The sequence below is a fragment of the Pseudomonas sp. S2_B07 genome (assembly GCF_054668435.1).
This window is the reverse complement of record NZ_CP162769.1, coordinates 4,088,882-4,102,121: the sequence shown is the minus strand read 5'-3', so window position 1 is coordinate 4,102,121 and position 13,240 is coordinate 4,088,882. Positions and strand designations below refer to the sequence as shown.

The following is a 13,240-nucleotide window of genomic DNA, read 5'->3' as shown; positions in this document are numbered from 1 at the left end:
TTATGGCCCGTTTCGAACTGCAAAAACTCTACATCGATGGCGGTTACTCCGACGCCAGCAGCGACGCCACTTTCGAAGCCATCAACCCGGCTAACGGTGAAGTCCTCGCAACAGTACAACGCGCGACCAAGGAAGACGTTGAGCGTGCTGTGGTCAGCGCCGAAAAGGGCCAGAAAATCTGGGCCGCGATGACCGCCATGGAGCGTTCGCGCATCCTGCGTCGCGCCGTCGACATCCTGCGCGAGCGCAACGATGAACTGGCCGCCCTGGAAACCCTGGACACCGGCAAGTCGTTCTCCGAAACCAAGTACGTCGACATCGTCACCGGCGCTGACGTGCTGGAGTACTACGCAGGTCTGGTCCCGGCCATCGAAGGCGAGCAGATTCCGCTGCGCACCACCTCGTTCGTCTACACCCGTCGCGAGCCGCTGGGCGTCGTGGCCGGTATCGGCGCGTGGAACTACCCGATCCAGATCGCCCTGTGGAAATCCGCACCGGCCCTGGCGGCCGGTAACGCGATGATCTTCAAGCCAAGCGAAGTCACGTCCCTGACGACCCTGAAACTGGCCGAGATCTATACCGAAGCAGGCTTGCCAGCCGGCGTGTTCAACGTACTGACCGGCAGCGGCCGTGAAGTCGGCACCTGGTTGACCGAACACCCACGCATCGAAAAAATCTCTTTCACCGGCGGCACCGACACCGGCAAGAAAGTCATGGCCAGCGCTTCTGCCTCGTCGCTGAAAGACGTGACCATGGAACTGGGCGGCAAATCCCCGCTGATCATTTTCGACGACGCCGACCTTGATCGCGCCGCCGACACCGCGATGATGGCCAACTTCTACAGCTCCGGCCAGGTCTGCACCAACGGCACTCGCGTGTTCGTACCGAGCCACCTGAAAGCCGCTTTCGAAGCCAAGATCGTTGAACGCGTAGCGCGCATCCGCGTCGGCAACCCGGAAGACGAGAACACCAACTTCGGTCCTCTGGTCAGTTTCGCCCACATGGAAAGCGTGCTGGGCTACATCGCCAAAGGTAAGGAAGAAGGCGCTCGCGTGCTGTGCGGCGGCGCTCGTCTGACCGACGGCGAATTCGCCAAAGGCGCATTCGTGGCCCCGACCGTGTTCACCGACTGCACCGACGAGATGACCATCGTGCGCGAAGAAATCTTCGGCCCGGTGATGAGCATCCTGACCTACGAAACCGAAGAAGAAGTGATCCGTCGTGCCAACGACACCGACTTCGGCCTGGCCGCTGGCGTCGTCACCAAGGACCTGAACCGCGCTCACCGCGTGATTCATCAACTGGAAGCCGGTATCTGCTGGATCAACGCCTGGGGCGAGTCCGACGCGAAAATGCCAGTTGGCGGTTACAAGCAGTCGGGTGTTGGCCGTGAGAACGGCATCAGCTCGCTGAACAACTTCACCCGCATCAAATCGGTACAGGTCGAACTGGGCGATTACGCCTCGGTTTTCTAAGGCGGTATTTGCTTCGCCTGCGAGATCGCTATCGCAGGCAAACCAGCTCCCACAGGTTTGGCGTCGTTCGCCAAATCTGCGGTGCCCCCCGATCCCTATGGGAGCGTGGCTTGCCCGCGATCGAGTGCGAAGCACTCGCTGACCTGACCAACTTCAAAGAGGGTGCATTCAATGTCCCAAGAATTCGATTACATCATCATCGGTGCCGGTTCGGCCGGTAACACCCTGGCGACCCGTCTGACTGAAGACGAAGGCGTCACCGTCCTGCTGCTCGAAGCCGGCGGCCCGGACTACCGTTTCGACTTCCGCACGCAGATGCCGGCCGCCCTGGCGTTCCCGCTGCAAGGCCGTCGCTACAACTGGGCATACGAAACCGATCCAGAGCCACACATGGACGGTCGCCGGATGGAATGCGGTCGCGGCAAGGGCCTCGGTGGTTCCTCGCTGATCAACGGCATGTGCTACATCCGCGGCAACGCGATGGACTACGACAACTGGGCCAAGTTGCCAGGCCTGGAAGACTGGGATTACCTGAACTGCCTGCCGTATTTCCGCAAAGCCGAAACCCGCGACATCGGCCCGAACGACTACCACGGTGGCGACGGCCCGGTCAGCGTGACCACGCCGAAAGCCGGCAACAATCCGCTGTTCCACGCCATGGTTGAAGCCGGCGTGCAAGCCGGTTACCCGCGCACCGAAGACCTCAACGGTTACCAGCAGGAAGGCTTCGGCCCGATGGACCGTACCGTGACGCCGAACGGCCGTCGCGCCAGCACCGCTCGCGGTTACCTGGACGTCGCCAAGAAGCGTTCGACCCTGACCATCGTCACCCACGCCCTGACCGACAAGATCCTGTTCGAAGGCAAGCGTGCGGTCGGCGTGCGTTACCTGATCGGCGCCGCCGAAGAGCGCGTTGAAGCCCGTGCCCGCAAAGAAGTGCTGCTGTGCTCCGGCGCCATCGCGTCGCCGCAGATCCTGCAACGCTCCGGTGTCGGCCCGGCCGAACTGCTGAACAAGCTCGACATCCCGGTGGTCCATGACCTGCCAGGCGTCGGCGAAAACCTGCAGGATCACCTGGAGCTGTACCTGCAATACGCTTGCACTCAACCGGTCTCGCTGTACCCGTCACTGCTCTGGTACAACCAGCCGGCCATCGGTGCAGAGTGGCTGTTCAACGGCACCGGCATCGGCGCCAGCAACCAATTCGAAGCCGGCGGTTTCATCCGTACCCGTCCGGAATTCGATTGGCCGAACATCCAGTACCACTTCCTGCCGGTCGCGATTAACTACAACGGCAGCAACGGTGTGAAAGAGCACGGCTTCCAGGCGCACATGGGTTCCATGCGTTCGCCGAGCCGTGGCCGTATTCAAGCGAAGTCGAAAGACCCGCGCGAATACCCGAGCATCCTCTTCAACTACATGGCCACCGAGCAGGACTGGCAGGAATTCCGCGACGGCATCCGCCTGACCCGTGAAATCATGCAGCAACCTGCGCTGGATGCTTTCCGTGGCCGCGAAATCAGCCCGGGCATCGACGTGCAAACCGATGAGCAGCTCGACAAGTTCATCCGCGAACACGCCGAAACCGCGTTCCACCCGTCCTGCTCGTGCAAGATGGGTACCGACGAAATGGCCGTGGTTGATGGCGAAGGCCGTGTGCATGGCATGCAAGGTCTGCGTGTGGTCGATGCCTCGATCATGCCGATCATTACCACCGGCAACCTGAACGCGCCGACGATCATGATCGCCGAGAAAATCGCCGACAAGATCCGTGGCCGCCAGCCGCTGCCGCGCAGCAAGGCTGCCTACTTCGTGGCCGGTGATGCACCGGTGCGTGGCAAGCCGATGCGTGATGTGAGTCCTACGGCGCAGTAAGACCGTTACACTGCGTCGCGGCCAATCGCGGGCAAGCCCGCTCCCACAGGTTTTCGGTTGGATTGCAGATATGTGATCAAACCTGAACCCTGTGGGAGCGGGCTTGCCCGCGATGGGTCCTACCAGACAACACATCCCTGGCTGACACACCGACGTAATCCTTTCCTACACCGCTCCACCCTTGATATCGCTCCCCGCACAGGCCTAATCTAGCGCCACGCAAACGTTTCACCTCCCCCTTCGCAACACCGCAACACCGCCACTCCATACCAAGGAGGTTCCCGAATGTTCGATTTCCACCCCCAGCTCAAGCAGCGCTTCGCTGCCTTGCGCACGGGCGCTGAATTCTTTTCGCTGCGTTATGTGCGCGAGTCCGGCCAATACCTGTCGGTGCGCAAGAATGTCGCCGAACCTCCCAGCCTGAGCCGTGATGAAGGCGCGATGCTGACCGTGCGCATCAACGGCGTCGAAGCCTACGCCGCGACCAACGACCTGTCGCAACACGGCCTGCAATCGGCCCTCGACCGCGCCGAGCAACAAGCCCGCCGACTCAAGCCCCACGCGCTGCTCGACCTGCGCGACCAAACCGTCTCCAGCGACCGCGCCGACTATTTTTCGCCCAACCTCGACCAGCCTTTCCCGTCCCTGAGTGATTGCTACCAATTGCTCGGCGCCGAATCTGCGTCCGTGCCCAAGGACGAGCGGCTGGTGAACTGGCAGGTCAGCATCGGCATCACCCACGTCGAGCAGATCTACCTCAACAGCGCCGGTGCCGAACTGCGCCAGGCCCAACGTTTCGTCTACCCGGGCCTCGACGTCACGGCCTATGACGGCAGCGACAGCCAGACCCGCAGCCTTGGCCGCGAGAACTTCGGCCAGCAGGGCGGCGCGGATGTGATCAGCCGGTGCGGCTTGATCGGCGCCGGCCCGCAAGTCGCCGATCAGGCGCTGCAATTGCTGCTGGCGCCGAACACCCCGCAAGGCCCGCGCGACCTGCTGCTGATGCCCGACCAGATGATGCTGCAGATCCACGAATCCATCGGCCACCCGCTGGAACTGGACCGCATCCTCGGCGATGAGCGCAATTACGCCGGCACCAGTTTCGTCAAGGCACAAGACTTCGGTCATCTGCAATACGGCTCGAAACTGCTCAACGTGACGTTCGACCCGGACATCCCCGAGCAGCTCGCCAGCTACGGTCATGACGACGACGGCACGGCCGCGAGCAAGCAATTCCTGATCAAGGAAGGTGTGTTGCTGCGCCCATTGGGCGGCGCGCTCTCGCAATTTCGCGCGGGCATGACCGGTGTCGCCAACAGCCGCGCCTGTGGTTGGAACCGTCCACCGATCGACCGCATGGCCAACCTCAACATCGAGCCCGGCGATCAACCGCTGGCGCAACTGATCGGCAACATCGAGCACGGCATCATGATGTCCACCAACCGTTCCTGGTCCATCGACGATGCGCGCAACAAGTTCCAGTTCGGCTGCGAATGGGCGCAGTTGATCGAAAACGGCGAACTCAAGGGCGTGGTGAAAAACCCGAACTACCGGGCGATTTCCGCGCAGTTCTGGAAAAGCCTCAGCGCCGTCGGCGACGCCAACACCGTCAAGGTCCTGGGCACGCCGAACTGTGGCAAGGGCGAACCGAACCAGGTGATCCGCGTCGGCCACGCGTCGCCAGCCTGTGTGTTCAGCAACGTGGATGTGTTTGGGGGAGACGCCTGATGAGTACGTCGAAAAATCAGGCCGATGGCTTCAAGGCCTTGGTCAACTGGCTACGCGACGCCATTGGCGAGCCGGAACAATTCACCCTCAGCTACGCCGCCGAGTCATCGGCCTTCGTGCGTTTCAACCACGCCAAGGTGCGCCAGGCCGGGCAGGTGCAGCAAGCGAGCATCGGCCTCAAGCTGATCAACGATGGCCGGCATGCCGACCTCGACATCACCTTGGCTGGCGACCCGGAAGTGGACCTGCAGCGTCTGGCCGAAGGTCTGCAACAGTTGCGCGAAATTCTGCCGTTGCTGCCGCAGGATCCGTACCTGCTGATCAACCACAACAGCTGGCAGAGCAAGAATGTGCAGGAACATCCACTGCCGGACACCGGGCAGGTGGTCGCTGAAATCACTCAGGCCGCGGAAGGGCTGGACCTGGTGGGCTTCTATGCGGCGGGCCCGATCAGTCGCGGTTTCGCCAGCTCTTCGGGTGCGTTTGGCTGGCATCAGGCCAACAGTTTCAACTTCGACTTCAGCCTGTTTCATGAAAATGGTCAGGCCGTGAAAGCCAGCTATGCCGGACATGACTGGAGCAGCGAAGGGTTTGCCAAGCGCTTCGCTCTGGCGCGCGAGCAACTGGCGTTTCTCGGTCGGCCGTTGCGCACGCTGGCACCGGGTCAGTACCGCGCCTACCTCGCACCGGCAGCCCTTGAAGAAATCATGGGCATGCTCGGCTGGGGTGGTTTTTCAGCGCAGTCGATTGCCAGCAAAACCAGCCCACTGCAAAAGCTGTATGCGGGGGACAGTGCGTTCAGCCCGCAGGTGTCCATTGATGAAAAAGTCAGTGGCTCGTTGAGCCCGGCATTCTCCGGCGAAGGTTATCCCCGCAGTGATCTGGGGTTGATCGTCGAAGGCAAAGCCGGCGCGCAAATGGTCAGTTCCCGCAGCGCGGCGGAATACGGCTTGACTGCCAACGGGGCGGGCGGTGGGGAGATGCCCAGTGCATTGAACATGGCGGCCGGGACGTTGCCTGAAGCCGAAATCCTCAAGCAACTGGGCACGGGGTTGTACATCAGCAACCTCTGGTACCTGAACTACTCCGACCAACCGGGGGCACGCATGACCGGGATGACCCGGTTTGCGACGTTCTGGGTCGAGAACGGCGAGATTCAGTCGCCGGTGAGCACCATGCGTTTTGATGACAGCGCCTACAGCTTGCTGGGTTCGCAGTTGGAGGCGTTGACCGAGGAGCGCGAGTTGTTGCTGTCGGCGAGTACCTACAGTCAGCGGGCCACAGCTTCGGCGTTATTGCCGGGCGCACTCATCAGTAAACTCACCTTGACCCTGTAAACACAAAACCCCTGTGGGAGCGGGCTTGCCTGCGAAGAGGCCATCAGCCTCAGCATTAATGTTGACTGACACACCGCCTTCGCGGGCAAGCCCGCTCCCACAGAGATTGTGGCTTGCAATGACCTTGCATTAACAACTCCAACCCGCAAGAGGTCCCATGCCCAACCGCCCGCCTCTCGACGCTGTCACCGCCCGCTGGGTGCCGTGGGTCGTCGCCATCGCGTTTTTCATGCAGTCCCTCGACGGCACCATCCTCAACACCGCACTGCCCGCCATGGCCCGCGACCTGGCGGAAGATCCGTTGCGGATGCAGGGCGTGATCATCGCCTACATGCTCACCGTCGCCTTGCTGATCCCCGCTTCCGGCTGGATCGCCGACCGTTTCGGCACCAAGAAAATATTCTTCGGCGCGATCCTTCTGTTCAGCCTCGGTTCGTTGCTTTGCGCCTTTTCGACGAGCCTGAGCCTGCTGATCGGTGCCCGGATCATTCAGGGCCTGGGCGGTGCATTGATGTTGCCGGTTGGGCGCCTTGTGGTGCTGCGCGCTTACCCGCGTTCGGAACTGGTGCGGATCATGGGGTTCATCACCATTCCCGGCTTGCTCGGCCCCTTGATCGGCCCAACCATGGGCGGCTGGATGGTGGAGTACCTGACCTGGCACTGGATCTTCCTGATCAACCTGCCCGTCGGGTTGGTCGGTTGCTACGCCGTGTGGAAATTCATCCCGGACCTACGCGGCACCGAGCGCACCCGTTTCGATAGCCTTGGGTTCGTGCTGTTCGGCGCGGCGATGATTCTGATCACCGTCGCCATGGAAGGTCTGGGCGAGCTGCACCTGCCCCACCTGCGCGTGATGCTGTTGTTGTTCGCTGGCATGGCCTGTCTGGCGGCGTACTGGTTACGCGCCGGGCATACTGAAAACCCGCTGTTCGCGCCGTCACTGTTCAAGACCCGGACCTTCGCCGTGGGCATCCTCGGCAACCTGTTTGCCCGCCTCGGCAGCGGCGCCCTGCCCTTCCTCGTGCCCTTGCTGCTGCAAGTGGCGCTGGGGTATTCGCCGTCACAGGCGGGGATGAGCATGCTTCCGCTGGCGGCGGCGGCGATGGTTGCCAAGTGGGTCGCACGTCCGCTGATCGAGCGGTTGGGCTATCGCATCGTGCTGACCGGCAACACCCTGGCGCTGGGCATCATGCTCGCGAGCATGGGCCTGGTCAGCGAACAGACACCGTACTGGCTGCTGCTGTGCCTGCTGGCGATTCTCGGGGCGATCAACTCGCTGCAATTCACCGCGATGAACACCGTCACCCTGATCGACCTCGACGATGCCAGCGCCAGTAGCGGCAACAGCCTGTTGTCGGTCGTCGCGCAATTGTCCCTGAGCCTGGGCGTTGCCTGCGCCGGTGCGTTGCTCGGCGGCTTTACCGCCGAGATCGGAAACGATGGCGTGGAAACGGTGTTGGGCGCGTTCCAGCTGACGTTTGTCACGGTCGGAATCATGGCCATGCTGGCGGCCACGATCTTTTCCCAGCTCTCACCAACGGACGGCCGACGGATGGTCACCCGCGAGCACGATATAGAACACTGACCTGTAGCCGCTGACGAGGCACGAGGCTGCGTTGCGCGTCCGCAGGACCGCCCTCGAGGGGCCGCTTCGCAGCCCAACGCAGCCTCGTGCCTCGACAGCTGCTACGGCTATTCGTCCAGAATTTGCAGGTAGATAGAGCGAGACTGGTACACTGCGCGACATTTTGTTTTGCAGGCCAGTCCCGTGACCACCATCGCCACCGCTTTTAATACTTTGCCGCTGTCCGCCGCCATGCTGGCTAACCTCGACTCCCTCGGTTATGCCCAGATGACGCCGATCCAGGCGCAAAGCTTGCCGGTGATCCTCAAGGGGATGGACCTGATCGCCCAGGCCAAGACCGGCAGCGGCAAGACCGCCGCCTTCGGTATCGGCCTGCTGAACCCGATCAATCCGCGCTTCTTCGGTTGCCAGGCACTGGTCATCTGCCCGACGCGCGAGCTGGCGGACCAGGTCGCCAAGGAACTCCGTCGTCTGGCCCGCGCCGAAGACAACATCAAGATCCTGACCTTGTGCGGCGGCGTGTCCTTCGGCCCGCAGATCGGCTCGCTGGAACACGGCGCGCACATCATCGTCGGCACCCCGGGCCGTATCCAGCAGCATTTGCGCAAAGGTTCGCTGGTTCTGCATGGCCTGAACACGCTGATCCTCGACGAAGCTGACCGCATGCTCGACATGGGTTTCTACGATTCCATCGAAGAAATCATTGCCCAGACCCCGGAACGTCGCCAGACCCTGTTGTTCTCGGCCACGTACCCGTCGGGCATCAAGCAACTCGCCGCGAAATTCATGCGCAACCCTCAGATCGTGAAGGCCGAGGCGTTCCATGACGACACTCAGATCGAGCAGCGTTTCTACGAGATCTCCCCGGATGACCGCATGAGCGCGGTGACCAAGGTCCTTGGCCACTTCCGCCCGGCGTCCTGCGTGGCGTTCTGCTTCACCAAGCAGCAGGTTCAGGAAACCGTTGATCACCTGACGTCCAAAGGCATCTCGGCCGTCGGCCTGCATGGCGATCTGGAACAGCGTGATCGCGATCAAGTGCTGGCCATGTTCTCCAACCGCAGCACCTCGGTACTGGTCGCCACCGACGTCGCCGCGCGCGGTCTGGACATCGATGCGCTGGACATGGTGATCAACGTCGAGCTGGCCCGTGACTCGGAAATTCACATTCACCGTGTCGGCCGTACCGGCCGCGCTGGCGAGAAAGGCATTGCGATCAGCCTGGTTGCACCGTCTGAAGCGCACCGCGCCCAAGCCATCGAGCAACTGCAGAAGGCGCCGTTGAACTGGGACCAGGTGGACAACCTCACGTCCCAGGGCGGCGGTCCACTGCTGCCGGTCATGAGCACGCTGTGCATCGGCGCTGGCCGTAAAGACAAGGTTCGTCCGGGTGACATCCTGGGCGCACTGACTGGCGATGCCGGCATTCCGGGCGCCCAGGTTGGCAAGATCGCGATTTTCGACTTCCAGGCCTATGTGGCCGTGGAGCGCGGGATCGCCAAGCAGGCCTTGCAACGCCTGAATGACGGCAAGATCAAAGGCCGTTCGCTGCGCGTTCGTATCCTGTAAGAACAACGCACTTCCCCTGTGGGAGCCGGCGCAACGCCGGCTCCCACAGTTTGTTTTGTGGTGACACACCAAGAGGACACCGTTTTGCGCTCTACCGAAGTCGTGATCATTGGCGCTGGCGCCGCAGGGTTGATGTGTGCGCTGACCGCCGCCGGGCGCGGGCGCAAGGTGATGTTGCTCGACCATGCGAACAAGGCTGGCAAGAAAATCCTGATGTCGGGCGGTGGCCGCTGCAATTTCACCAACATGTACACCGAACCTGGCAATTTCCTCTCGCAGAACGAACACTTCTGCAAATCCGCACTGGCGCGCTACACCCAGTGGGATTTCATCGGCATGGTCGCCAAACATGGCGTGCCGTATCACGAGAAAAAGCTCGGGCAGTTGTTTTGCGATAACAAATCCAGCGACATCCTCGAGATGCTGCTCAACGAGTGCGATCAGGTGGGCGTCAGCCTGCACCTGGACACCTCGATCCAGACCATCGAAAAGCTCGAAAGCGGTTACCTGCTGGACACCACGATGGGCCAGATCACTTGTGAGTCTTTGGTCATCGCCACAGGCGGACTGTCGATCCCGACGCTGGGCGCGACCGGTTTCGGTTATCAGGTTGCCAAACAGTTCGGCCACCAACTGCTGCCAACCCGCGCCGGCCTTGTGCCGTTCACCATTACCGATCAGTTGAAAGAGCTTTGCACCGAGCTGTCAGGCACGTCGGTGGATTGCCTGGTGAGCTGCAACGAGCAGAGTTTCCGCGAGAACATCCTGTTCACTCACCGCGGCCTCAGCGGCCCGGCGATTTTGCAGATTTCTTCGTTCTGGGAATCTGGCGACACGGTCGAGATCAACCTGATGCCGGACCACAACGCGCATGAGTGGCTGCAACAGCAGCAAGCCGAACGCCCGAACAGCGAACTGAAAACCCTTCTGGGGGAAATCTTCACCAAGAAGATGGCCAATCTGCTGGCGGACAACTGGTTCGTGTCCAAACCGATGAAGCAGTACACCCACGCGGAAATCGCCGACATCGCCGAAAAACTGGCGAGCTGGAAAGTGGTGCCGGCCGGTACCGAAGGCTATCGCACGGCGGAAGTGACCCTGGGCGGCGTCGACACCCACGAAGTGTCGTCCAAAACCATGGAATCGCTGAAAAGCCCCGGCCTGTACTTCATCGGCGAAGTGCTCGACGTGACCGGGCATCTGGGCGGCTTCAACTTCCAGTGGGCCTGGGCCTCAGGCTACGCTGCCGCGCAGTACGCCTGAAGCAACACAAAATCCATGTAAGAGTGAGCCTGCTCGCGCTAGCGGTGTAACAGTCGACAGAGATGTTGAATGTAGCGTCCTCATCGCGAGCAGGCTCACTCCTACATTGACCCTGTGTGATATCAAGGAACAGATTTTGCTGTCAGATGTGATCGACGCCATTGCGTCGGCGTCATTACTGGCTCAATTTAGCGTCATTGCCTCGGAAGGCCTTCGCACTTCATGTCATCGACTCCTCTCAGTCAGTCTCTGCGTCGCCTCTGGGCGCTGGATAAATTCAGCTACAGCGTGCGGGTGTTCATCGCCCTGACCGGCAGCATGGCGGTCTGTTGGTATCAGGATGAAATGGGCCTGCTGATCCCGTTGTTCCTGGGGATCATCGCCAGCGCCCTGGCCGAAACCGACGACAGTTGGCAGGGCCGCCTCAATGCGCTCGCCGTGACACTGGTGTGCTTCAGCGTCGCCGCGTTCTCCGTCGAACTGCTGTTCCCCTACCCCTACCTCTTCATCATCGCCCTGGCCCTCGCCAGTTTCGGCCTGACCATGCTTGGCGCCCTCGGCGAACGCTATGGCGCCATTGCCTCGGCGACGCTGATTCTGTCGGTCTACACGATGATCGGCGTGGACCAGCGCGGTGGCGCCGTCACCGACTTCTGGCATGAACCGGTGCTGCTAGTGGCCGGTGCGGCCTGGTACGGTTTGCTGTCAGTGCTGTGGCAGGCAATGTTTTCCAACCAGCCAGTGCAGCAGAGCCTGGCGCGGTTGTTCCGTGAGCTGGGTTTCTACCTGAAGCTGAAATCGTCGCTGTTCGAGCCGATCCGGCAGATGGACGTTGAAGCCCGGCGCCTGGAACTGGCCCAGCAGAACGGTCGGGTGGTGGCAGCGTTGAACGCCGCCAAGGAAATCATTTTGCACCGGGTCGGCAACGGACGGCCGGGCTCGAAAGTCAGCCGCTACCTGAAGCTGTACTTCCTCGCCCAGGACATCCACGAGCGCGCCAGTTCGTCACACTACCCCTACAACGCACTCGCCGAGGCGTTTTTCCACAGCGACGTGCTGTTCCGCTGTCAGCGCCTGCTGCGTCAACAAGGCAAGGCGTGCCGCGCCTTGGCCGAATCGATCCAGATGCGTCAGCCGTTCGTCTACGACGCAAGCTTCGCCGAAGCCCTGGGCGACCTGAACGCCTCCATCGAACACCTGCGCATCCAGAGCAACCCAGCCTGGCGCGGCCTGTTGCGCTCGTTGCGGGCGCTCACGGCCAACCTCTCGACACTCGACCGCTTGCTCAGCGACGCGAGCAACCCGGACGCCCTGGCCGATGCCACCGACAGCAGCCTGCTCGACCGTTCGCCGCGCAGCCTCAAAGATGTGTGGATACGCTTGCGCACACAACTGACGCCAACGTCGCTGCTGTTCCGCCATGCACTGCGTTTGCCCCTGGCGCTGAGCATCGGCTACGGCATGGTGCATTTGATTCACCCCTCGCAAGGCTACTGGATCATCCTCACCACGCTGTTCGTGTGCCAGCCGAACTACGGCGCTACCCGACGCAAACTCGGCCAGCGGATCATCGGCACGGCGATCGGCCTGACCTTGGCCTGGGCACTGTTCGATCTGTTCCCGAATCCGCTGATTCAGTCGTGCTTCGCCATCGCCGCTGGCGTGGTGTTCTTTATCAACCGCACCACCCGCTACACCTTGGCCACGGCCGCGATTACCTTGATGGTGCTGTTCTGCTTCAATCAGGTCGGCGACGGGTACGGACTGTTTCTGCCGCGACTGCTCGATACGTTGCTCGGCAGCCTGATCGCCGGGCTGGCGGTGTTCTTGTTCCTGCCGGACTGGCAGGGCCGACGCCTGAACAAAGTGCTGGCCAACACCCTGACCTGCAACAGCATTTACCTGCGCCAGATCATGCAGCAATACGCCGCCGGCAAAAGTGACGACCTGGCCTATCGCCTGGCTCGACGCAACGCGCACAACGCCGACGCAGCATTGTCGACGACGCTGGCCAACATGCTCATGGAGCCTGGGCACTTCCGAAAAGAAGCGGATGTCGGGTTTCGTTTCCTGGTGCTGTCGCACACCTTGCTCAGCTATTTGTCCGGGCTGGGCGCGCACCGTGAAACGGCGCTACCGGCGGATGTTCGCGAGCAGTTGATTGAGGGTGCCGGCGTGAGCCTGGCAGCGAGCATCGATGAGATCGCCCAAGGCCTGGCGAGCAAAACGCCGGTGGCGATTCAGAGTGATGAAGAAGAGGCCCTGGCCAATTCGCTTGAGCAGATGCCCGATGAAATCGATGAAGGGCAACGGTTGGTGCAGACGCAGTTGGCGTTGATTTGTCGGCAACTGGGGCCGCTGCGAACATTGGCGGCGCATTTGATCAAAGACACCAGTGAGGCTTGAGA

The 13,240-nt window shown here is 61.6% G+C and carries 8 protein-coding genes; all 8 read left to right on the top strand.

Features of this window, described 5'->3' with window-relative positions; all coding sequences use genetic code 11:
• Positions 1–2: 2 nt before the first annotated feature.
• The 8 genes from betB to yccS all read left to right on the top strand — a co-directional run bounded on the left by betB (position 3) and on the right by yccS (position 13,238).
• Positions 3–1,475 (top strand): betaine-aldehyde dehydrogenase, encoded by a 1,473-nt coding sequence (gene betB / locus AB4N43_RS18860; protein ID WP_027926635.1) that lies wholly within the window; start codon positions 3–5, stop codon positions 1,473–1,475.
• Between the two features lie 171 nt (positions 1,476–1,646).
• Positions 1,647–3,350 carry a choline dehydrogenase gene (gene betA, locus AB4N43_RS18855; protein ID WP_027926634.1) on the top strand — a complete coding sequence of 568 codons (1,704 nt, stop codon included), beginning with the start codon at positions 1,647–1,649 and terminating at the stop codon, positions 3,348–3,350.
• A 285-nt stretch (positions 3,351–3,635) separates the two neighbouring features.
• Positions 3,636–5,078, top strand: a complete 1,443-nt coding sequence (locus AB4N43_RS18850) for a TldD/PmbA family protein (protein ID WP_460151796.1) — start codon at positions 3,636–3,638, stop codon at positions 5,076–5,078.
• A complete protein-coding gene (locus tag AB4N43_RS18845) occupies positions 5,078–6,415 on the top strand; it encodes a TldD/PmbA family protein (protein ID WP_460151795.1) in 1,338 nt (445 codons plus the stop codon). Before AB4N43_RS18850 ends, AB4N43_RS18845 begins: the two co-directional genes overlap by 1 nt.
• A 157-nt stretch (positions 6,416–6,572) precedes the next feature.
• Positions 6,573–8,000: a multidrug transporter subunit MdtD gene (gene mdtD / locus AB4N43_RS18840; protein ID WP_027926631.1), complete on the top strand. Its 1,428-nt coding sequence runs from the start codon at positions 6,573–6,575 to the stop codon at positions 7,998–8,000.
• A gap of 183 nt (positions 8,001–8,183) precedes the next feature.
• Complete coding sequence (gene dbpA, locus AB4N43_RS18835) at positions 8,184–9,569, top strand: ATP-dependent RNA helicase DbpA (protein ID WP_059183049.1); 1,386 nt, start codon at positions 8,184–8,186, stop codon at positions 9,567–9,569.
• A gap of 84 nt (positions 9,570–9,653) precedes the next feature.
• The gene (locus tag AB4N43_RS18830; protein ID WP_027926629.1) at positions 9,654–10,832 is read left to right on the top strand and encodes a BaiN/RdsA family NAD(P)/FAD-dependent oxidoreductase; all 1,179 of its coding nucleotides are present in this window, start codon (positions 9,654–9,656) and stop codon (positions 10,830–10,832) included.
• 222 nt (positions 10,833–11,054) lie between these two features.
• Complete coding sequence (gene yccS / locus AB4N43_RS18825; protein WP_027926628.1) at positions 11,055–13,238, top strand: YccS family putative transporter; 2,184 nt, start codon at positions 11,055–11,057, stop codon at positions 13,236–13,238.
• The last annotated feature ends 2 nt before the right edge of the window (positions 13,239–13,240 follow it).